This is a genomic window from Massilia sp. Root133 (assembly GCF_001426525.1).
In the GTDB taxonomy this organism is placed as follows: Bacteria; Pseudomonadota; Gammaproteobacteria; order Burkholderiales; family Burkholderiaceae_D; genus Telluria; species Telluria orientalis.
In genome coordinates this window covers 31,172-51,318 of sequence record NZ_LMEW01000008.1, presented here as the reverse complement: position 1 = coordinate 51,318, position 20,147 = coordinate 31,172, and the positions used below count along the sequence as shown (strand labels likewise).

Genomic DNA, 20,147 nt, shown 5'->3' with positions numbered 1-20,147 from the left:
CCTCCGCCATCCTACCGCGAACCCGCGGCGGCTTGGTGAAATACGCACGCTTCGCCATCGTCGGGCACGCGCACCCGCGCCACCAGGTCGTGCGTCTCCACCCACGCCCGCAGCTCGGCCCGCGACAGCATGCAGTGATTCACGGCCTCCAGGTGGCTCGCGACGATGGCCGCCCGCGGCGCCGCCTTCACCACACTGGCCACGTCGTCCAGGTCCATGATGATCGGCCCCAGGCCCGGCACCTGCGCGTCGCCGCAGTTCAGCACGACGACGTCCGGATCGTACGTTTCCAGCGCGGCCGCCACGTGCACGTTCCACACCGTGTCGCCGGCGATGTACAGCGTGGGCTCGTCCGGATGACGCAGCACGAGGCCGCTCACTTCGCCCATGCGCGCGCCGATGGCGGCCATGACGCTGTCGCTGCCGTGCTGGCCGCGCGTCTGGGCGATGCGGATGCCGTCGAACGGCGTGTCGCCTTGCGCCGACAGCGTGCGCACATCCGTGAAGCCGTCGGCGCGGATGGCCTGCGCATCGGCGTCGTTCTGCGCGAACACGGTCAATGCGCGCGGCAGCTCGCGCCGCGCGGCGTCGTCCCAGTGGTCGGCGTGCAAGTGCGTGACGAGCACGGCGTCCACGTCGAACAGCGTCGCCAACGGCACGGGCAGGTCGACGAGCGGATTCGCCAGGTGGCTGTTGGCCGTGCCGGCAAAGCCGGGGTAGGCGCCCTTGTCGGCCAGCAGCGGATCGACGAGGAAAGTCTTGCCGGCGTATTCGATGAGCAGGGTGGCATTGCGGATCTGGGTCACTTGCATGGTGTCTCTCCTTGGTGTGTGTGACGCCATTCTCGCGGTGCGGACGGTTGCCCGACAGTGGCCCGGAGGACAACCTTCGATATAATCGGGCCATGTCCCGAACCGAACCGTCCACCTGGCGTGTCGCCGTCATTGCCTTCGACGGCATGACGCCCTTCCACCTGTCCGTGCCCTGCCTCGTGTTCAGCGGCCGTCCCGGCGCGGATGCGAGATCGCACTTCGCGCTGACGGTGTGCGGCGCCGGCACGGATGCGCCGCTGGCCACGAGCGCCGGCTTCGGCATCGTGCCGAGCCACGGCCTGGAAGCGCTGCGGGATGCCGACATCGTCGTCATGCCCGCCTGGTACGACGACTGCCGCCCCGCGCCGCCCGCGCTGCTGGACGCGCTGCGTGCGGCGCATGCGCGCGGCGCCTGCATCGTCGCGCTGTGCCTCGGCGCGTTCCCAGTGGCCGAGGCGGGCCTGCTGGACGGCCGCACGGTCGCCACGCACTGGGCCCTCGCCGCCGAGCTGGCGCGGCGCCACCCGCGCGTGAAAGTCGATCCGGACGTGCTGTACGTGGACGATGGCGACGTGCTGACGTCGGCGGGCGTGGCGGCGGGCATCGACTGCTGCCTGCACCTGATGCGCCGGCTGTGCGGTGCGGACGCGGCGAACCACGTGGCGCGCATGCTCGTCGTGGCGCCGCACCGGCAAGGGGGCCAGGCCCAGTTCATCGAACGGCCGCTGCCCGCGTCGCCCAGCGACGGCCGCCTGTCCGCGGTGCTGGAGTGGGTGACGCGCCACCTCGGCGAGGAACACGGCATCGACGACCTGGCCCAGCGCGCCGCCATGAGCCGGCGTAACTTCACGCGCCACTTCCGCCAGGCGACGGGCACGTCGTTCAAGCAATGGCTGCTGGCCCAGCGGCTGGCGCACGCGCGCTGGATGCTGGAGACATCGGATGCGGCCGTCGAGGTCGTGGCGCAGGAGGCCGGCTTCGGCTCCGCGCTGTCGCTGCGCCAGCACTTCCGCGCCGCGCTGCAGACGTCGCCGGCGGCGTACCGCAAGGCCTTCCGGCGTGGTGCGGACGGCTAAGTGATTTCTGCTGAAACGAACATCGCGCGTTCTCTCGCGGGTATCGCTTCATGGCTGACCTGTACAAGTCGCCGTTACCGTCCATGCACTGGGCTTGCGTGACTTGATTTCCCGGGTTTGCTGCGTACAGTTTACGTCTTCGGGCGCCAGCCGAATAAACCACGACTCTTTTCCGTGGCCCTCCATGTATTGTCCCCATTCGTGCCCGTCGTGGAAACGGCCCTTGATTCGCTTATGCGAGCCGTACTCACAGACGAGCCAATTCGGCTCTGGAGGCTCAGAAAGACCGTAAAGGATGTCGATGCCGTCCTTGGCGGGGCGATCGTCCCCCCTCAACCAGCCGCTTGGATAGATTGTTCCGTCAGTAGGTCTCTCGCCCCACATCATCATTGCGCTAGTGAGCGGAAGTCCCGGCGACTCCTTGCCGGGGTAGGTCGAAGGGCACTTGTAGACGCCAGCATGGGCGGTGGCGGAAGTCGACAGGATGAGTGCTGCAATGAGGTTTCGTTTCATGGGACGAGCACCACGTAGAATTCTTCCGCCCTGTCGCATGGTTGCCTTGGCGATGGTGCAGATTGCGCCTTCACCCACCGAGGGCTAGGCCATTTTCCCTCGCCACTGCGCCACTGGTCGAACATCTGGATGCGCAACGCCTTGCCGCCGCTGTACGAGTCCGCTCCCATGAATAAAGCGGCATGGTGTCCATGCACGATGGCGGGAGGGCGAGGATAGTGCCACTTTCCGTCGATGAGCTTGAAATTCGCAATAACGGTCCCCGGCTTGAGCGTCTTTGCGACATCAATGACGCGGTCACCCCGTTGCCATCGTCCAGTCCAGCCAACACTCGTTAATCCTTGCGGCAGAGCTACACATTCGCCGTTTCCGATCCTCAGGTGTTTCAATCCTTCTGTTCCCTGTTCCTTGAACGTCTGCCTCCACTTACCTTCCCACTCCTTGACTAGCGCGTTCATGTCGCCAGTGTAGACAACCGGATGCGGCATGGTGGCCTCCCATCAGGCGCAGATTCGATTCGCTGCTGAATCCCAGCCTCCCGCCGTGCTACCACCAGCACCGCCGCCGATCTTCTGCTGAATGTACGTGCATTTGAACTCGGACGACGCCAAGTGAACCTTTTCCGTGATGATTCCGCCATTTCCGCTAGTCGGGAGGACGCTGGACAGCATCACATTCTCAAGTTCGATTTCGAAGTATTTGACGCGGGAACCGTCGCCGTCGGCCCTGAAGAAATGAAACGTGGCTTTGGGTAGCGTCTTTCCTGCCGCACAGGTTTGGAAGAGGACAGGTGAGGCGATGTCGGCCAGCTTGTCAAAAACGACTTCGTGAACCTCAGCCTTGCCGCTGGTGTGTCCACCGGCCGTCGATATGGCCGTGGCTCTCGGCTGAGTTACACCCGACGAAACGTTGTGGACTTCTATCCACTGGCGATGCTTATCGTCCATCGATTCGCCCTTGATGTCCCCGATTTGCAAATAAGCGTCAAGCATGTGTTCCTCCGTTGCGAGTGAAACGGGGATTTTTGCTCTACGGCGCGGCACCGACGTTGGCTGGAGTCAGTGTATTGAAGGAGGCAAATCAACAGTCCTGCCACATCGCAGCTAGAGGGGAAATCTATTAAGGGTGAACGGGTGCTTAACGGCTGGCCGGGGTGCGGAGGCACCTACGCACGGCCCGCGCCGAGCCACGCGTGCAGCACGTTCAGGTCGACCGGCTTGGTGAGGTGAAAATCGAACCCGGCCCCGCGCGTGCGTTCGCGGTCGCTCTCCTGCCCCCACCCCGTCAGCGCGACGATGCGCACGCCGGACCAGGCGGGATCGGCGCGGATGCGGCGCGCCACTTCGAGGCCGTCCATGTCCGGCATGCCCAGGTCGAGCAGCACCGTGTGCGGCCGCAGGACCGGCAACGCGGCCAGCGCGGACGGGCCGTCGTACACGGCGCGCGCCTTGGCGCCGTCCGCGTCCAGCAGCATCGCGAGCGTGTCGGCGGCGTCCTGGTTGTCGTCCACGACGAGGATGCGCTGCCCCGCCAGCGGCGCCGCGCCCGCCCCCGCGGCGGCGCCGTCGTGGGCGGCGTCGGGCGGTTCGGCCAGCGGCAGGCGCACGATGAATTCGCTGCCCAGCCCCGTCCCGGCACTCTTCGCCTCCACGGTCCCGCCATGCATCAGCACGAGGCTGCGCACCATCGCGAGGCCGATCCCGAGCCCGCCCTGCCCGCGCCCGGCCGCGCGGTGCGCCTGCGTGAACATGTCGAACACCGCGGGCAGGTGGCCGGCCGGGATGCCGATGCCGTTGTCGCGCACCGCGATCTCGACTTCCAGGCCGTCGCGCCGCGCCTCCAGCGCGATCCTGCCGCCCTGGTCCGTGTACTTGGCCGCGTTGTTCAGGAGGTTCGCGAGCACCTGCGTGAGGCGCACGCTGTCCGCGTTCAGCGTCAGCGCTTCGTCGGGCAGGCGCACGTCCAGCTGGTGGTGGTGCTGGTCGATCAGCGGCCGGCTCGTCTCGACGGCGCCGTGCACGACGTCGGCCAGCAGCAGCGGCTGCCGGTGCAGCTCGATCTTGTCGCGGGTGATGCGCGAGATCTCGAGCAGGTCGTCGACGAGCTTGATCATCTGGCGCACCTGGCGGCCCAGCATCTCGACGAGGCGGTCGGCGCGGCGGCGGCCGTCCGGGTGGCGCAGCAGGTGCACCGCGTTGCTGATCGGCGCGAGCGGGTTGCGCAGCTCGTGCGCCAGCACGGCCAGGAATTCGTCCTTGCGGCGGTCCGTTTCCTTCAACGCCTGCTCGGCCAGCACGGCGTCCGTGATGTCGAGCGAAGCGCCGACGTGGCCCGCGTAGCTGCCGTCCGGCGCGAACAGCGGCTGCGCGTAACTGTCGAACCAGCGCCACTGGCCGTCGTGGCGGCGCACGCGGTCGACGTTGCGCCAGGGCCGGCGCGTGCGCACGGCATCCATGTAGTCGGCGATGTACGCGGGCGCGTCGTCCGGATGCACCAGTTCGTGCCAGCCCATGCCCATCACGTCCTCGAATGCCTTGCCCGTGAAATCGAGGTAGTACTGGTTGACGAACACGTTGCGGCCTGCTTCGTCGTTCTGCCAGATCAGCACGGGCACGGTATTCGCCAGCGTGCGGAAGCGCTGTTCCGACACCCGCAGCTCGTCCTCGACGCGCTTGCGCGCCGTGATGTCCTGCACGATGTTGACGGCGCCGGCGATACGCCCCGCATGGTCGCGCAGCGGCGTGATGTTGAGCAGGACGTCGATGCGGCTGCCGTCCGGCCGTTCGATCGTCAGCTCGCGGTCGACGACGGAATGTCCCCCGGCCAGCACCTCGCGCAGCGGCGCCGTGAAGTTTTCCAGCCGGTGGCCGTTGTGCGCGCACGCCTCCGGCCCCCAGCATGCGGGCGCCTCGCCGGGCGGGCCGCCGCACAGCGCGTCGGCGCAGGCGTTGTGGAACACGACCGTTCCCGCCGCATCGCAGGCGACGACGCCGGCCGGGATCGCGCCGATCAGGTCGCGGTAGCGCTGCTCGCTGGCGCGCAGCGCGTCGTCGGCCTGGCGGCGCTGCGCGATCTCGTGTTCGAGCATGCGGTTGTGCCCCGCCAGCACGCGCGTGCGTTCCTCGGCCGCCTGCATCAGTTCGCGCCGGCCCTCGGCCGTTTCCTCGAGCGCGACGATGGTCTGGTAGGCGGCGGCCGCGAAGTCGGCCAGGTTGCGCAGCACGCGCGCATCCTCGGCATCGAATTCCCGGTCGGGGCGATGGCTGATCACCCACACCGTGCCCACCGCGCGGCCCTGGGCCGTCCACGGCACGAGCAGGTTTTCGATCATCGGCGGGTCGAAGCCGGCCATCGCCGCGAAGCAGCGCTCGCCGTACCGCATGAGCATGGTTTGATTGCGGTCGACTACGACGCCGCACGGGCTGACGTCGAAAGCGATCGTGCCGCCAAGATGCTCCGCGAACAGCCCCGCCGCCGCGTGCCAGCGGAAATAGCGGCCCCCGTCCTGTTCCTCGAGGAGGCTGATGCCGGCCGAACCGGCATTGCACAATTCGAGCACCAGTTCGGCGAGTTTCTGCGGAACACCGTGCGGATCGGCGGCCAGTTGCCGGGCGAGCGCAGCCATCGCGCGATTTTCGGCCGCGTAGTCCGGCGCCCGGCGCGGACGCCGCGCCAGTTCCTCCGTGATGAGCACGTCGTCCACGCAGGAGGCGGCAGGGGTTGGGATCTCCATCGGCACGGTATCGCTCGTATTGACACCCCATGCTACCGAAAAGCACGCCGCCGTGGCGCGCTAATGCATTGCAGGTGCAATCAAGCTGTGCCGGGTTTCTCCGGACTCAACAACCGCTGGTATTCGCCTTGACGGTGGGGACGCCGGTGCCGTCATACGAATACTGCACGGAACATTGCGTGGGATTCGGCGCGCTCTCGATGCGCCATCCGGCATCGCCGTTCGGGATCTTGTTGTTGCCGTAGCCATAGAACGTGTAGCCGTCGGCCTCGACCGCCGCCGAGGACAGGTAGCAGCCGTTGGCCGGCACCGTCAGGCCTTGCACCACCGAGCCGATGCCGTCGCACCACCGGTCGGGGTAGCCGCTCCAGACACGGATGTTGGTGCCGTCCATGTCGACGTTCGTCAGGTTCGCGATGGCGAGCGGCGTGCCGGCGCCGCGGATCGCGGTCAGCGACTTGACCAGCTTGATGCCCGTGTTGACGGAGCCGGTCAGCGCCTGGATCGACGCCTTGCGGCTGTCGCCCCCGAGGTCGGCGAATTTCGGCAACGCGACCGCGGACAGGACGCCCAGGATGACGATGACGACGATCAATTCGATCAGCGTGAAGCCCCGGGTCCGTCCGGCAGTCGGGACGTGAATTCCATTTTGATGTCGATACATGGCGCGCGCTCGATAGATAAGCTGGTTACATTCTTTTCCACAAAGAATCGTTTCAGTATATCAATACACTCGCCCCATTTCTATCATTTGGTTGGCCGACCGTTGTAACCTTGCGTCTCTACGGCTTGGCCAGGCCCATCTTGGCCAGGGTCAGCGTCTCGTCCGCCCTGCCCCAGCCGCCGTCGGCGACCTCTTCCACCAGCACCATCGAATAAGGCCGGGCCTGCTCGCCGAAATACTCGACGAACATGGCCGTCGTGCGGTGGATGATCTCTTCCTTGCGCGCCGCGTCGACGACGCCTGCGGGGAATTTGAAATTTGCGAATGGCATGATCTCTCCTTGTCGTGAATGGCGACGGATGTCGCCGATGCACGCATTGTCGGCGTTCGCGCCGATGCGATAAACGTGGAGAAATGGCGAAGTCCGTTCAACCTCGCCCAACAATGATGCTCACAGGGCCGCGTCCAGCGCGAGCCGCAGCGGTCCCGGCGTGATGCCCGTCCAGCGCTTGAACGAACGGCGGAAATTGGCGGCGTCGTGGAAGCCCAGGTAGGCCGCGGCCGCTTCATTGTCGAGCCGGCGGGCCTGGAACAGCCACAGCGCGACGTGCGTGCGCACCTGGTCCAGCTCGGCCTGGAAATGCGTGTGATGGCGCAGCAGCTGGCGCTTCAGCGTGGCCGGGCTGACGCCGAAATCGTGGGCCGTGCGCTCCAGCGTGGGCGCGGCGCGCACCCGCTCCAGCAGGTAGTCGTACAGCGCGGCCAGCAGGCCAGGCGGCCGTTCGGGTTCCGCGGCGGCTGCCGCCTGCGCGAGGCCGGCCGCGACGCCGTTTCCGCGCGGCCAGGGGCGGTCGAGCCAGGCCGCATCGATCAGCATGGCGTCCAGCTGGCAGTCGAACCGCAGCGCGCTCCCCAGGTGGACGTGGTGCTGCTCGACGTGACGCGGGGCCGCGCGGTTGAAGCAGAAGCGCCACGGCAGCCTGTCCCCGCCGAGCCAGCGGCACAGCGCGACGACGGCCGTCATGTGCATCTCGACCAGCGCGGGACGCAGCCCCGGCGCGCCGTGACTGTCCACCCAGTACAGCAGCGCCACGTCGCCCCACGTCTCCAGGCGCGGACGCAGCAGGGGCGTGAGGCGCGCATGCCAGCGGCACAGCGTCTCGAGCAGCGCGCGCAACGTGGGCGCCTGCACGAGCGCGTGGCTGGCCGCGCCGTCGTGGCCCGGCAGCAGCAGCTGGCCCAGCATGAACGACGTGTCCGGGCTGTCCAGTGCGCGCAATGTGTTCGCGAGCAGGCGCAGGAGCTGGCTCGCCGACACCGGCGCCGCCCGGTCGAGCGGATCGGCCAGGCCCGTGTCGCGCAGCAGGACGGCGTCGTCCGCATCGGCCGCGCGGCCGTATTCGAGCACGAGAGCCGGCTGCAGATAGCCCGGGATAGCCGGGTCGGCCGCCGCGCACCAGGCGATCACGCCGCGTCCATCCGGCGGCACAGGTCCGCCAGCAGGATCTCGGGCGCGCCGTCGGCCGGCGCGCACTCGTGGCGCAGGCTCAGTGCCACGCGGCGCGCGCCCGCATGATGACGCATGGCGCCGACCATCGCGCACAGGTGGCGCGCGGCGTCCGCGGCGGCGTCCACGGCGAGGTCCGGCATCAGCACGGCGAAGCGGTCGCCCGCGTAGCGGCACAGCAGGTCGTCGTTGCGCAGGTTCAGCAGCAGCATGTGCGCGACGGCCTGCAGCACCCGGTCGCCTTCCGCCCTTCCGTGCTCGCGGTTGATGCGGTGGAAGCCGTCGATGTCGAGCAGGACCACGGTCCCTGTCGTGCGGCGCAGCTGCTCGCGCAGGTAGCCGGCGTCGGCCAGCTGCGTGACGCGGTCGAACGGCCGGTGGCTGCGGAACAGGCGCTCGCGCTTGCGCAGGTGGTCCGCCAGCAGCGCCTGCTCGCGGCGCCAGTAGTACAGCCCCGCCGTCAGCACGAGCATCCCGAACGGCACGAGACCTTCCAGCGCGTTGTCCCACAGCGCGTCCTTGTCGATGCGCCAGAACTCGTCCAGGCAGTCGGCCCACGAGCCGAGCGTGATGCACGCAAGGCCGCCGGCCAGCAGCCGCGTCACGCGTCCGTCCGGCCGGCTCGCCAGCACGATCAGGCACCACACGAGCGCCATCAGCGCGGTGCCGCCCTCGTCGACGATGTCCATCCAGTGCCAGCTCGCGAACGGTTTAAACGTCCCGGCGGACGCGTACATCGCGGCGAATGCGGCCAATGCGCAGGCGAGGACGAGGAGCGGACGGACGAAGGCAGGCATGGCGGCGCGGTTGCGAAAAATGACGGCCGAAGGTAGCGCGGGCGTGTGACAGGTTGATGACAGGCGCACGGGTCCGAACGGCTCATGCCGCACGCGTTTCCCGAGCGCCGCGGACGGTCTGGCCGCGGGCGTGCCGGGTCAATTCGGCTCATTCCGCGGTCGTACGGCCTGGCGCGGCGCCGGACGTCACCGACCCGTCATATTCGGTGCCGAGAATGCGCCGCATTCCAACCACGTCCTGACAGAACAACAATGCGACCTCTCGATCTTCCCAAGACTTTGACAGCGCTCGGCGCGGGCCTGCTGGCCGCCGGCGGCGTCCACGCGGCCGACACCGTCGTCGTGACCGGCCAGCGCGCCAGCCTCGCGCACGCCATCGCGGCGCAGGAAAAGGCCGACAACATCGTCTCCGTCGTCAGCAGCGACGACATCGGCGGCCTGCCGGACAAGAACGCCGCCGAGGCGCTGGCCCGCCTGCCGGGTGTCGCCGTGCAGCGCGACCAGGGCGAAGGCCGCTACGTCGTCGTGCGCGGCCTGGATGCCGACTACAACAGCGTCACCATCAACGGCGCGACCGTGCCGTCGCCGGAAGCGTCGCGCCGCGCCGTCGCGCTGGACGTGCTGCCGGCAGGCCTGATCCGCGAACTGGCCGTCACCAAGACCCTCACGCCCGACCAGGACGCGAACGCGCTGGGCGGCAGCATCGACGTCAAGACCCTGTCCGCGTTCGACCTGCCGGGCCGCCTGCTCAGCGTGGGCGCGGCCGCCAGCCACGACGACCTCACGCACCGCACCAGCCCATCCGCCAACGCGCTGTGGGCGCAGCGCTTCACGGGCGGCACGCTCGGCATCGCGGCCGGCCTGTCGGGAGAGAAGCGCAGGTTCGGCTCGGACAACGTGGAGACGGGCGGCGCGTGGAGCGGCAACCGTTTGTCCGGCTTCGAATTGCGCGACTACCTGCCGGCGCGCACGCGCCGCGCGGGCGCGCTGAACGTCGACTGGCGTCCCGATGCAGGCACCAGCGTCGCGCTGCGCAGCTTCCTGTCGCGCTTTTCGGACGACGAGGTGCGCGACCGCCTGACCGTCGGCAACGTCAAGGGCGGCGCGCTGGCCGAAGGCGCGACGGATACGGCCCGCGTGGAACGCCGCATCCGCCAGCGCAAGTACACGCAGGAGATCCGCTCCGTCAGCCTCGCCGCCGATCACCGCATCGACGCGTGGAAGATCCACGCGGAAGCGGCCGGCACGCGCGCCAGCGAAGACACGCCCGAATCGCTGAACGACGGCCGTTTCCGCGGCACGTCCAGCTTTGCCGGCATCGGCTTCACGGACGGCATGCAGCCGCACCTGATCGCGCCCGCGGCCGTGTTCGATCCGGCCAGCTATGCGCTGAACGCCATCACGCTGCAGCAGCGTTATTCGTCCGACCGCACGCACCAGCTGCGCGTGGACCTCGCGCGCGACGTCGACGCGGGCGACTGGCGCGGCACCGTGAAATTCGGCACCAAGGCGATCCGGCGCGACAAGGACAACGACACGAACCAGTGGGCCTACAGCAGCAACAAGGCCACGAGCGGCAATTACTGGGGCCCGGGCTCGACGTCGATGTCCGCGTTCACGAGCGGCGCCAGCGTGGACCATGCGCCGGGCACGATCGGCGCCGCGCTCGATCCGGTGCTGATCCGGGCCCGCGTGGCGGGGCTCGATCGCGCCGCGGCGCGCCTGGTCGCCGAATCGGCACTGAACGACTACGGCATGCGCGAAGACATCGATGCCGGCTATGTGCAGGCGAGCTTCATGCGCGGTCCGTGGACGATCCTGGCCGGCGTGCGCGCCGAACGGACGCGCTTCGCGGCCGACGGCAACGAGGTGGCAGGCAGCACGATCACGCCGCGCCACGCAGATCGCAATTACACCAACTGGCTGCCCGGCGTGCAGCTGCGCTACGACATCGACCGCGCCACGAGCGTGCGTGCCGCGTGGACGAACGCCGTCGTGCGCGCCAACTTCAGCCAGCTGGCGCCCGGCATCAGCCTGGCCAGCGCCACCGAGGCGACGATCGGCAACCCGGACCTCGCGCCGCTGAAGGCCCACAATCTCGACATCGGCATCGAGCGCATCCTGGGCAGCGGCGGCGTCGTATCGGCCTATGCGTTCTACAAGGACATCCGCAATTTCACGTATGCCGCCAACCTCGCGGGCACCGGCCGGTGGGTGGGCTATACGACCGCCACATCGTATGCGAACGGCGACGACGCCGACGTGCGCGGCGTCGAACTGGCCTGGCAGCAGCCGCTGCGCATGCTGCCCGCGCCGTTCAACGGCCTGCTCGTCGGCGCCAACGCGACGCTCACATCGTCCAGCGCGGACATCGGCGGTCGCAGCATCCGCATGCCGGGCCAGGCGCAGCGCATGGCGAACGTGATGCTGGGGTACGAGGCGGGTCCGCTGTCCACGCGCATCGCCGTCAACTACAAGTCGCCGTATCTGCTGGAGCTGGGCGGGGACGTGAGCGACCCGATGCAGGACCATATCGTCGACGCGCAGAAGCAGGTCGACTTCTCGCTCGCCTGGCAACTGGGCAAGCGCTGGCAGCTGTCGTTCGACGCCGCGAACTTGAACAACGAAACCTATTACGTGTACCAGGGCGTGAAGGGCCACAACGTCCAGTACGAACGCTACGGCCGCACGTACAAGATCGGCCTGAAAGCGAGCCTGTTCTGATGAAAGCAATCTTCCTGTACGCCGTCCTGGTCGCCACGACGGCCCACGCGCAAGTCATCCCGCCCGCGCTGCACGGTGCGAACGAGCTGGCCGCGCTGCCCGGCGGCGGCTGGCTTGCGCTGGACAAGCACGCGCTGCGCCTCGTCGATGGCAGCGGTAACGAGCGCGCCGGCGTCGCCGTGCGCGGCCGCCAGTTCGACGTGCGCGACGGCCTGGCGCTCGTCGTCGATGCGAACGCCGAACGCGCGGTCCCCGTCCGCATCGATGCGAAGGGCCTGCACGCCCTGCCCCCGCTGCCCGAGACCGGCTTCGGCATCGAAGCGGCCTGCCTGTACCGCGACGCGCAGCACCTCGACCACGCGTTCCTGATCGCGAAGGATGGCCGGGCGCAGCAATGGCTGCTGGGCGAGCCGGCCCGCCTGGTGCGCCACATGGCGCTGCCGCCGCACGTGAAGCACTGCCGCGTGGACGATACGGAGGCGACGCTGTACGTGGCCGAAAGTGGCCTGGGCCTGTGGGCCTACGACGCCGCTCCGGAAAGCGCCGGCGCCCGCGTGCCGGTCGCACTGGCGGCGCCGTTCGGCAAGCTGGCCAAGGGTGCGGGCGCCATCGCCGTATTGCCCGGCGGCGTGGCCGCGCTGGACGGACGCGGCACGCTGCACGCATGGCGCCGCGCGGGCGACACGTGGCGCGAACAGGCTGCGCTGCCTTTGAATGCACACGCGCTGGCATCCGGCGCGCGCCTGCTCGCGCGCACGGACGCCGGCTGGAAGGATGCCGGCCTGGCATGGAAAGCGTCGGCATCGAAGCAGGCGGCGCTGCCGATCGTGCTGCCGCGCGCGCAGACTGCGCCCGTCGCGCGCGCCGGCGACGCCGCCGACGATCCCGCGCTCTGGATCCACCCGGCGGACCCGGACGGCGCGCGCATCCTCGGCACGAACAAGAAACAGGGCCTGCTCGTGTACGACCTCGCGGGCCGCCAGACGCAGCTGCTGGAAGCGGGCCGCCTGAACAACGTGGACGTGCGCCAGGACCTCGCGTTCGGCGCCGGCGTCCGCGTCGATCTCGCGATGGCCACGCAGCGCGACGAGAACGCGATCGTGCTGTTCGCCATCGACGGCAACGGCACCGTCAAGGAAGCCGCGCGCCTGCCCACGACGCTGTCCGACATCTACGGCGCCTGCCTCTATCGCACGCCGCAAGGCGGGCTGGATGCCATCGTCAACGACAAGGACGGACGCTTCCAGCAATACCGAATCACGCGTACGGACGGCCAGTTCGGCGCGACCCTGGCGCGCAGTTGGCGCCTCGCGAGCCAGCCGGAGGGTTGCGTGGCGGACGAACGCACCGGCTTGCTGTTCATGGGCGAGGAAAAGCGCGGCCTGTGGGTGGCGGATGCCGACGCAGCGAAGCCGATGACGCCGCGCCTCGTGCTGCCGGTGGGCGGCCTGCTGCATGCGGACGTCGAAGGCATGGGCGTTTATCACGGCAAGACGGGCAGCTGGGTCGTCGTGTCGAGCCAGGGCAACGACAGCTATGTCGTGCTCGATGCCACGGCGCCGTTCACGGTGCGCGGCGCGTTCCGGATCGGCATCGACGCGGCCAGGAGTATCGACGGGACGTCCGAGACGGATGGACTGGACGTCACGTCCGCGCGCTTGGGCGGGCCGTATGGCAAAGGCCTGCTCGTCGTGCAGGATGGCCACAAGCGGCTGCCGGACGGGCCGCAGAACTTCAAGCTGGTGGCGTGGGAGGACGTCGCAAGAGCGTTGAGGCTCGGCGACTGAAGTGACCGTCGTCCCCGCGCAGGCGGGGACCCATACTGAGGCGATCAGGACGCTCTGCATGGGTTCCCGCTTCCGCGGGAACGACAGTATTACATGGTCATGACGTTTGCGCTACCATACAGTCGAGAGCGACTCACGACGACCGCATGGAACTCGAACTGATCACGCGCCGCCCGGCGGCGCCCCGTCCGGACAGTCCGCGCCTGCTGCTGGTGCACGGCATCTGCGTGGGGGCCTGGGTGTGGGACGAACACGTCCTGCCCTGGTTCGCCGACGCCGGCTTCGAAGTGCATGCGCTCAGCCTGCGCGGCCATGGCGGCAGCGGCGGGCGCGAACGGCTGAACGACTGGCGCCTGGCCGACTACACCGAGGACCTGCGCACGACCATCGCGCGGCTGGGCGACGGGCCGCTGGTCGTCGTCGGCCACTCGCTCGGCGGCGCCGTCGTGCAGGACTGGATCCGCAGCGGCGGGCACGCGGCCGGCGTCGCGCTGCTCGCGTCCGTGCCGCCGTGGGGCCTCGCGTATTCGGCGTGGCAGATGATGCTGTCCTCGCCCGACCTGTTCCAGCAACTGGCGCGCCTCTCCTTGGCCGAACCGCGGACGCTCGACCCGGACGTCATGCGCCGCCACCTCTTTTCCGACGACCTGCCCGATGCCGACTATGCCCGCTTCGCGCGCCGCGTGCAGGGCGAGTCGCGCCACGTGGGCATCGAACTGCAGGGCTGGCGGCCGTTCGCGCCGATGCCCTGGCAGGCGCCGCCCGTGTTCGTGCTGGGCGGCGAGGACGACCGCTTCATCCGTCCCGACGCCGTGCGCGGCACCGCGACCTACTTCGGCGTGAAACCGCACCTCGTGCCGCAGCTGGCGCATGCGCTGATGCTCGATCCGCACTGGGAAGACGCGGCCCGGCCGCTGCTGGACTGGATCCTGAAGCTGCCTGCATGATAAAACCATGACCCACCCGCTCGACAACATTTTCTGGAACTGCCTCGACGGCCCGCACCGCCATCTTTCCACCGGCACCGACCGGGCGCGCCGCTATGCGTCCGGATTGTCGCCCATCGTCGGATTTCCGGATCCCGAGCGGCCCGATTTCGCCGCGCTGCGCCCGTTCTGTACGCCCGGCGAGCAGTTCTATTGCGACGTCTGGTCCGGTCCCGCGCCGGACGGCTGGCGCATCGAGGTCGATGCGAAGATGTTCCGCCTCGCGTGGGATGGCCGCCCGGGCCCGGCCGACGATCCCGCGCCGGACGCCCTGCCGCTGGGCCCCGCCCACGCGGAAGAGGCACTGGCGCTGGCCCGGCTGACGCGTCCCGGCCCGTTCGGCCTGCGCACGATCGAGATGGGCGAATACTTCGGCTGCTTCGAGAATGGCCGCCTCGTCGCGATGGCCGGCGAACGCACGACGGCCGGCCGCTATCGCGAGATCAGCGGGGTCTGCACGCACCCCGGCCACCAGGGCCGCGGCTACGCGAAGCGCCTGATGCAAAAGCTCATCATGCGCCAGCTCGCGCGCGGCGAGATCCCGTTCCTGCACGTGATGAGCGCCAACCAGGCCGCCCACGACTTCTACCTGCGCATGGGCTTCCGCGACTATGGCGAGACGGTGGTGCGGGTCGTCACGCCCGTCTGAGTATTGTCTTTTTGCTGTCATCGAACGGTAGTTTTCGTTTGTTTTAATGCATGAGCACGTGCCATCCCGGCACGCAAACCGGCCGCGAAGTGCCGGTGCAATCCATCCCTATGGAGAAAGCTCAGCATGACTCACAACGACATCTCGCCGTCGCGACGCAACCTGCTCAAGGGCATGGGTACGTTACCGTTCGTCGGCGCCTTCGCCGCCCTGCAGGCGCGCGAAGCACTGGCCGCGGGCGGCGCCAGCGCCCTGATCGACAGCCCGTACGGCCCCATCGCCCCCGTCAACGACCTGACCACCGGCCTGCCGCTGCTGCAGCTGCCGGCCGGCTTCACGTACAAGAGCTTCGGCTGGACCGGCGACACCATGACCGACGGTAAACCCTGCCCCGCCGCGCACGACGGCATGGGCGTCGTCCTGGCGCGCAAGGTGGGCCGCAGCACGGAGCTCGTCCTGATCCGCAACCACGAGGCGCATGCCGTCAGCCCGAACAAATTCATCAACGCGTTCGGCGCGTACGACACGGGCGCGAGCAGCGCCGGCGCCAGCACGGTGCTGGGCGGCGGCACGACGAACCTGCTGTTCCGCGACGGTGCCTGGGTCAGCGTGACCCCGAGCCTGGGCGGCACGGACGGCAACTGCGCCGGCGGCATCACGCCGTGGGGCACGTGGCTGTCGTGCGAGGAGATCGGCTCCGACAACGTCACGGCATCGGGCAAGAAGCACGGCTATGTGTTCGAAGTGTCGCCGGACACCACGCAGACGACGGGCCAGCCGATCGTCGGCATGGGCCGCTTCGCGCACGAGGCGGCGGCCGTCGATCCGGCCACGAGCATCGTCTACATGACGGAGGATTCGTCGGGCAAGTCGGGCTTCTACCGCTACATCCCGGACGATAAAAATGGCGGCTACGGCGCGCTGGCGCGCGGCGGCGTGCTGCAGATGGCGCGAGTCAAAGGCACGCCGAACGCCAACGTGGCGGGCGCGCTGAAGGGCGATGCCTACGTGCTGGAATGGGTCCCGATCGCCAATCCCGACCAGAACCGCGGCAACGCGACGGGGCCGTCCGGCACGACGATCAACAACGCGGCCGGCCCGTTCGTGCAGGGCTGGCTGCAGGGTGCGCTGCGCATGAACCGCGGCGAAGGCATCTGGTACGCGCAGGGCAAGATGTACGTGATGGACACGTCGGGCGGCAGCGTGGCGCGCGGCGCGATCTGGGAACTGGACCTCGCCACGCAGGTCTTCCGCTGCATCTATTCGAGCCCGAACACGACGGTGGGCAATATGGGGGACAACCTCACGGTCAGCCCGCGCAACGCCATCCTGATCTGCGAGGATGCGTCCACGGCCACGACCGACGCCTTCGGCTACGGCCAGCGCCTGATGGGCATCACGCAGGGCGGCGACGCCTACATCTTCGCCAAGAACAACGTGCAGCTGACGACGTCGCAACTGAATGTGGCCGGCAAGCTGGATGCGCTGGCGGGCGACCACCGCGGCAACGAGTTCGCGGGCGCCTGCTTCGACCCGACGGGCCGCTACCTGTTCGTGAACATCCAGACGCCGGGCATCACGTTCGCGATCTCCGGTCCGTGGGCCAAGGGCCCGCTCTGATCCGCCATCGAAAGGAACCGACATGAACAACAAACTGATGGGCGCATTCGCCCTGGCGGCCGCGCTGGCACTGCCGCAATTGTCCCAGGCCGCGATCCTGACCGGCACCACGGGATCGAATACCGTGACGGATTACAGCGGCGCGGGCCTGGCCTCGTTCGACCTCGACCTCGCCACGTTCACGCCGACGACGTTCAGCTTCGTGCTGGAAGCCGGCGACCTGGCCGGCCCGCTCGCCTTCAACGCGCTCGTGCGCAACCTGGCCGGCACCGCGCTCGATGAATTCAGCTTTTCGTTGAACGGCATCGCCTTCTTCGCGGCAGGCAGCGTGACGCCGGCGTTCGGCACGGTCGGCTCGACGACGTCCGGTGCGCACACGGCGAACGTCGTGTTCAGCGCGCCGGAGTGGGCCGAGTTCCAGTTCGGGAATGCGCTGGGCGTGCCGGGTGCTGCCGACTGGCTGCTGGATACGAACGGCCTGCGCGCGGGCGACACGTTCACGATCACCGCGGCCACCGTGGCGGCGGCCGAGGTGCCGGAGCCGTCGACCGCATTGCTCGCGATGACGGCGCTGCTGGGCATGGCGGCGGCGTACAAGCGCAAGCGCGGCTGAGCGTCATCCCCGCGAACGCGGGGATCCATGCTGAGCTGAATTCTGATGCTCAGTATGGGTTCCCGCTTTCGCGGGAACGACGAGTCATACAAGTCCCGTGACGTAATAAAACGCGATCACGAAGAACACCGCCAGCGTCTTGATGACGGTCACCGCGAAAATCTCGCGATACGATTCCTTGTGCGTCAGCCCCGTCACCGCGAGCAAGGTGATGACGGCGCCGTTGTGCGGCAACGTGTCCATGCCGCCGCTCGCCATCGACACCACGCGGTGCAGCACTTCCAGCGGGATCTGCGCGGCCTGCGCGCCCTTGATGAACAGGTCCGACATCGCGGCCAGTGCGATGCTCATGCCGCCCGATGCGGACCCCGTGATGCCGGCCAGGGAGCTGACCGACACGGCCGCGTTCACGAGCGGATTCGGGATGCTTTTGAGCGCATCGCCGACCACGATAAAACCCGGCAGCGCGGCGATCACGCCGCCGAAGCCATACTCCGACGCCGTGTTCATCGCGGCCAGCAGCGCGCCGCCGACAGCGGCTTTCGAGCCGTCCGCGAAACGGGCGCTCACGCGCCGGAACGCGGTCAGGATCACGACGACGATCCCCAGCAGCAGCGCCGCTTCCACCGCCCAGATCGCGACGACGGTCTTGATCGTGGCCGTCACCGGCGTGTGCACGCCCGGCAGGATCTCGGCCGGCACCGTGAACGAATCGCCATACCATTGCGGGATCATGCGCGTGAGGACGAAGTTGGCCACGCCCACGACGATCAGCGGCAGGATCGCCAGCGCCGGATGCGGCAGCGACGTCGCCGGCGTGCGTTCCGGCTCGTTGACGAGCGACGTGCCGTAGCCCTCGCCACGCGCCAGCGCCGCGCGGCGGCGCCACTCCAGGTACGACAGGCCCACGACGATGATGAACAGCGAGCCGACGGTGCCCAGCACGGGCGCGGCCCACGACGTCGTTTTGAAGAACGTCGTCGGGATGATGTTCTGGATTTGCGGCGTACCCGGCAGCGAATCCATCGTGAACGAGAACGCGCCCAGCGCGATGGCGCCCGGCATCAGCCGTTTCGGGATGTTGCTCTGGCGGTAGAGCTCGGCCGCGAACGGGTACACCGCGAACACGACGACGAACAGCGACACGCCGCCATAGGTCAGCAGCGCGCACACGGCCACGATCACCGCGTTCGCGCGCGAGCGGCCGATGTAGCGGATGGCGGCATTGACGATCGATTCCGAAAAGCCGGACAGCTCGATCACCTTGCCGAACACGGCGCCCAGCATGAACACGGGGAAGTACAGCTTGACGAAGCCGACCATCTTTTCCATGAAGATGCCGGTAAATACGGGTGCGACGGCGTCCGGCGCGGTGAGCAGCACCGCGCCCAGGGCGGCGATCGGGGCGAACAGGATGACGCTGTAGCCGCGGTAGGCGGCGAACATCAGGAACGCCAGCGCGGCGAGAACGATCAGAAATGACATAGGCCTCCTCTTTCTTCTTGATGCAGCCGATTATTATTGATCGGGCAAATCTTTGAAATACGTAAAATTACTGTTACAGAATTCAGGGGTGACGTTGCGTTGCCACATATGGAAAGGTTTGCATTTCCACTTCCCTCGTTCAGCGTCGCCAATCGGTGTACATACATTAGGAATTTCGCAAAAGAAATGATATTTTGTAAAACACCCATCGATGTATTGCGGAGACCGACGTGCCTGTTGTCAGTGCAGAACTGCTGTTGATGTTGATGCCGCTCGCGGCAGTCATCGCCATCCTGCTGGGATGGCAGCAGCAGCGTCTGGCCGACGCCCGGCGCGACAGCCTGGACACGCACCGCGCCATCCTGACCCTGGAAGCCGCGTTCGCCCACGTGCCGGTCGGACTGGCGGTGCTGGACCTCGACCTGCGCTTCATGCGCATCAACCGCCAGCTCGCCGAGATCAACGGCCTGCCGGCCGAGGACCACATCGGCAAATCGATCCACGACGTCATTCCCGACATCGCCCCCGCCGCCGAAGTGCGCATCCGCCAGGTCATGGCGCGCGGCGCGCCCCTCCTCGGTTTCGTGTTCGAAGGCGCGACGCCGGCCCAGGCGCATGTACGCCGCGTATGGCGCGAAAGCATCTACCCGGTCGTCGACCGCCACGGCGCCATGCTGGGCGTGACCGTGGTCGTCGAGGAGATCACCGAACAGCAGCGCCTCGCCGGCGCCCTGAAGGACAGCCAGCGGCGCGAACAGCGCCGCACGAACGAGCTGGAAGGTTTGATGAAGGCGGCGCCCGCCGCGCTGTTCGTCGCCAGCGACCGCGAATGCCGGCGCATCAAGGCGAATCCCGCCGCCGAGCGCCTGCTGCGCCTGCGCCGCGGCGAGAACCCCGCGGCGGACGCGCCCGGCCACCGCGCCTTCGCCGTGTATGCGGGCGGCACGCTGCTGGCCCTCGACCAGCTGCCGCTGCAGCGCGCTGCCGCCACCGGCGAGGAAGTGCGCGACGAGCCGCTGACGGTGCGCTTTGCCGACGACGAGCGGCTGCACGTCGTCATCAACGCCCTGCCCCTGCGCGACGAAGCGGGCGAAGTCGTGGGCGCCGTCGCCGGCTTCGTCGAGGCACCCGCCGCCGCGGCAAACGCGGAGATTGACGGGTAAACCGGACGATGTTCAGTA

Annotated in this window: 18 protein-coding genes; 8 read left to right on the top strand and 10 right to left on the bottom strand. The window is 68.3% G+C overall.

All coding sequences use genetic code 11. The features are described from left to right. Positions 1 to 11: 11 nt before the first annotated feature. Positions 12 to 812 carry an MBL fold metallo-hydrolase gene (locus ASD28_RS08420; RefSeq protein WP_056126285.1) on the bottom strand — a complete coding sequence of 267 codons (801 nt, stop codon included), beginning with the start codon at positions 810 to 812 and terminating at the stop codon, positions 12 to 14. Positions 813 to 904: 92 nt separating this feature from the next. Here ASD28_RS08420 and ASD28_RS08415 point away from each other — a divergent pair, with 92 nt between their 5' ends. Beyond that, positions 905 to 1,888, top strand: coding sequence for a GlxA family transcriptional regulator (locus ASD28_RS08415; protein WP_056126283.1), 984 nt, complete (start codon positions 905 to 907; stop codon positions 1,886 to 1,888). 48 nt (positions 1,889 to 1,936) lie between these two features. Here ASD28_RS08415 and ASD28_RS31725 read toward each other — a convergent pair whose 3' ends face one another. The 8 genes from ASD28_RS31725 to ASD28_RS08385 form a co-directional block, all read right to left on the bottom strand. Next, on the bottom strand, positions 1,937 to 2,401 hold the full coding sequence (locus ASD28_RS31725) for a hypothetical protein (protein ID WP_156403957.1): 465 nt from the start codon (positions 2,399 to 2,401) through the stop codon (positions 1,937 to 1,939). Beyond that, positions 2,398 to 2,889, bottom strand: a complete 492-nt coding sequence (locus tag ASD28_RS31720) for a BPSL0067 family protein (RefSeq protein WP_156403958.1) — start codon at positions 2,887 to 2,889, stop codon at positions 2,398 to 2,400. The genes ASD28_RS31725 and ASD28_RS31720 overlap by 4 nt, the downstream gene beginning before the upstream one ends. Positions 2,890 to 2,901: 12 nt before the next feature. Then, entirely contained in the window at positions 2,902 to 3,393 is a 492-nt protein-coding gene (locus ASD28_RS08410; protein WP_056126282.1) for a type VI secretion system tube protein Hcp, read from the bottom strand. Between the two features lie 173 nt (positions 3,394 to 3,566). Beyond that, positions 3,567 to 6,134: a PAS domain S-box protein gene (locus ASD28_RS08405; protein WP_082577589.1), complete on the bottom strand. Its 2,568-nt coding sequence runs from the start codon at positions 6,132 to 6,134 to the stop codon at positions 3,567 to 3,569. A gap of 106 nt (positions 6,135 to 6,240) precedes the next feature. Beyond that, a complete protein-coding gene (locus ASD28_RS08400) occupies positions 6,241 to 6,798 on the bottom strand; it encodes a type II secretion system protein (RefSeq protein WP_082577590.1) in 558 nt (185 codons plus the stop codon). Between the two features lie 118 nt (positions 6,799 to 6,916). Beyond that, the gene (locus tag ASD28_RS08395) at positions 6,917 to 7,129 is read right to left on the bottom strand and encodes a tautomerase family protein (protein WP_056126276.1); all 213 of its coding nucleotides are present in this window, start codon (positions 7,127 to 7,129) and stop codon (positions 6,917 to 6,919) included. A 120-nt stretch (positions 7,130 to 7,249) separates the two neighbouring features. After that, entirely contained in the window at positions 7,250 to 8,287 is a 1,038-nt protein-coding gene (locus ASD28_RS08390; protein ID WP_229412280.1) for an AraC family transcriptional regulator, read from the bottom strand. Beyond that, positions 8,263 to 9,102, bottom strand: a complete 840-nt coding sequence (locus ASD28_RS08385; RefSeq protein WP_056126275.1) for a GGDEF domain-containing protein — start codon at positions 9,100 to 9,102, stop codon at positions 8,263 to 8,265. The genes ASD28_RS08390 and ASD28_RS08385 overlap by 25 nt, the downstream gene beginning before the upstream one ends. A 252-nt stretch (positions 9,103 to 9,354) precedes the next feature. Here ASD28_RS08385 and ASD28_RS08380 point away from each other — a divergent pair, with 252 nt between their 5' ends. From ASD28_RS08380 to ASD28_RS08355, 6 genes are all read left to right on the top strand, one after another. After that, positions 9,355 to 11,826, top strand: coding sequence for a TonB-dependent receptor (locus ASD28_RS08380; protein ID WP_056126273.1), 2,472 nt, complete (start codon positions 9,355 to 9,357; stop codon positions 11,824 to 11,826). Further along, the gene (locus ASD28_RS08375; RefSeq protein ID WP_056126271.1) at positions 11,826 to 13,613 is read left to right on the top strand and encodes a phytase; all 1,788 of its coding nucleotides are present in this window, start codon (positions 11,826 to 11,828) and stop codon (positions 13,611 to 13,613) included. Before ASD28_RS08380 ends, ASD28_RS08375 begins: the two co-directional genes overlap by 1 nt. Positions 13,614 to 13,759: 146 nt before the next feature. Further along, positions 13,760 to 14,560 (top strand): alpha/beta hydrolase, encoded by an 801-nt coding sequence (locus ASD28_RS08370; protein WP_056126268.1) that lies wholly within the window; start codon positions 13,760 to 13,762, stop codon positions 14,558 to 14,560. A 7-nt stretch (positions 14,561 to 14,567) separates the two neighbouring features. After that, positions 14,568 to 15,248 carry a GNAT family N-acetyltransferase gene (locus tag ASD28_RS08365; RefSeq protein ID WP_056126266.1) on the top strand — a complete coding sequence of 227 codons (681 nt, stop codon included), beginning with the start codon at positions 14,568 to 14,570 and terminating at the stop codon, positions 15,246 to 15,248. Between the two features lie 126 nt (positions 15,249 to 15,374). Continuing rightward, positions 15,375 to 16,868 carry a PhoX family phosphatase gene (locus ASD28_RS08360; protein WP_056126264.1) on the top strand — a complete coding sequence of 498 codons (1,494 nt, stop codon included), beginning with the start codon at positions 15,375 to 15,377 and terminating at the stop codon, positions 16,866 to 16,868. Positions 16,869 to 16,890: 22 nt separating this feature from the next. Beyond that, positions 16,891 to 17,481, top strand: a complete 591-nt coding sequence (locus ASD28_RS08355; protein ID WP_056126262.1) for a PEP-CTERM sorting domain-containing protein — start codon at positions 16,891 to 16,893, stop codon at positions 17,479 to 17,481. A gap of 84 nt (positions 17,482 to 17,565) precedes the next feature. Here ASD28_RS08355 and ASD28_RS08350 read toward each other — a convergent pair whose 3' ends face one another. Continuing rightward, positions 17,566 to 18,966 (bottom strand): GntP family permease, encoded by a 1,401-nt coding sequence (locus tag ASD28_RS08350; protein ID WP_056126260.1) that lies wholly within the window; start codon positions 18,964 to 18,966, stop codon positions 17,566 to 17,568. 230 nt (positions 18,967 to 19,196) lie between these two features. On the opposite strand from ASD28_RS08350, the gene ASD28_RS08345 reads away from it, so the two are divergent. Beyond that, positions 19,197 to 20,129, top strand: a complete 933-nt coding sequence (locus ASD28_RS08345; protein ID WP_156403959.1) for a PAS domain-containing protein — start codon at positions 19,197 to 19,199, stop codon at positions 20,127 to 20,129. Positions 20,130 to 20,147 lie beyond the last annotated feature (18 nt).

Excerpts from the sequence above, each read along its gene's own strand:
- ASD28_RS08350 (WP_056126260.1), bottom strand. The coding sequence starts at position 18,966 with ATGTCATTTCTGATCGTTCTCGCCGCGCTGGCGTTCCTGATGTTCGCC.
- ASD28_RS08410 (WP_056126282.1), bottom strand. The coding sequence starts at position 3,393 with ATGCTTGACGCTTATTTGCAAATCGGGGACATCAAGGGCGAATCGATG.
- ASD28_RS08400 (WP_082577590.1), bottom strand. The coding sequence starts at position 6,798 with ATGTATCGACATCAAAATGGAATTCACGTCCCGACTGCCGGACGGACC.
- ASD28_RS08355 (WP_056126262.1), top strand. The coding sequence starts at position 16,891 with ATGAACAACAAACTGATGGGCGCATTCGCCCTGGCGGCCGCGCTGGCA.
- ASD28_RS08420 (WP_056126285.1), bottom strand. The coding sequence starts at position 812 with ATGCAAGTGACCCAGATCCGCAATGCCACCCTGCTCATCGAATACGCC.
- ASD28_RS08395 (WP_056126276.1), bottom strand. The coding sequence starts at position 7,129 with ATGCCATTCGCAAATTTCAAATTCCCCGCAGGCGTCGTCGACGCGGCG.
- ASD28_RS08370 (WP_056126268.1), top strand. The coding sequence starts at position 13,760 with ATGGAACTCGAACTGATCACGCGCCGCCCGGCGGCGCCCCGTCCGGAC.
- ASD28_RS08405 (WP_082577589.1), bottom strand. The coding sequence starts at position 6,134 with ATGGAGATCCCAACCCCTGCCGCCTCCTGCGTGGACGACGTGCTCATC.
- ASD28_RS08415 (WP_056126283.1), top strand. The coding sequence starts at position 905 with ATGTCCCGAACCGAACCGTCCACCTGGCGTGTCGCCGTCATTGCCTTC.
- ASD28_RS08365 (WP_056126266.1), top strand. The coding sequence starts at position 14,568 with ATGACCCACCCGCTCGACAACATTTTCTGGAACTGCCTCGACGGCCCG.
- ASD28_RS31720 (WP_156403958.1), bottom strand. The coding sequence starts at position 2,889 with ATGCCGCATCCGGTTGTCTACACTGGCGACATGAACGCGCTAGTCAAG.
- ASD28_RS08380 (WP_056126273.1), top strand. The coding sequence starts at position 9,355 with ATGCGACCTCTCGATCTTCCCAAGACTTTGACAGCGCTCGGCGCGGGC.
- ASD28_RS08375 (WP_056126271.1), top strand. The coding sequence starts at position 11,826 with ATGAAAGCAATCTTCCTGTACGCCGTCCTGGTCGCCACGACGGCCCAC.
- ASD28_RS31725 (WP_156403957.1), bottom strand. The coding sequence starts at position 2,401 with ATGAAACGAAACCTCATTGCAGCACTCATCCTGTCGACTTCCGCCACC.
- ASD28_RS08360 (WP_056126264.1), top strand. The coding sequence starts at position 15,375 with ATGACTCACAACGACATCTCGCCGTCGCGACGCAACCTGCTCAAGGGC.
- ASD28_RS08385 (WP_056126275.1), bottom strand. The coding sequence starts at position 9,102 with ATGCCTGCCTTCGTCCGTCCGCTCCTCGTCCTCGCCTGCGCATTGGCC.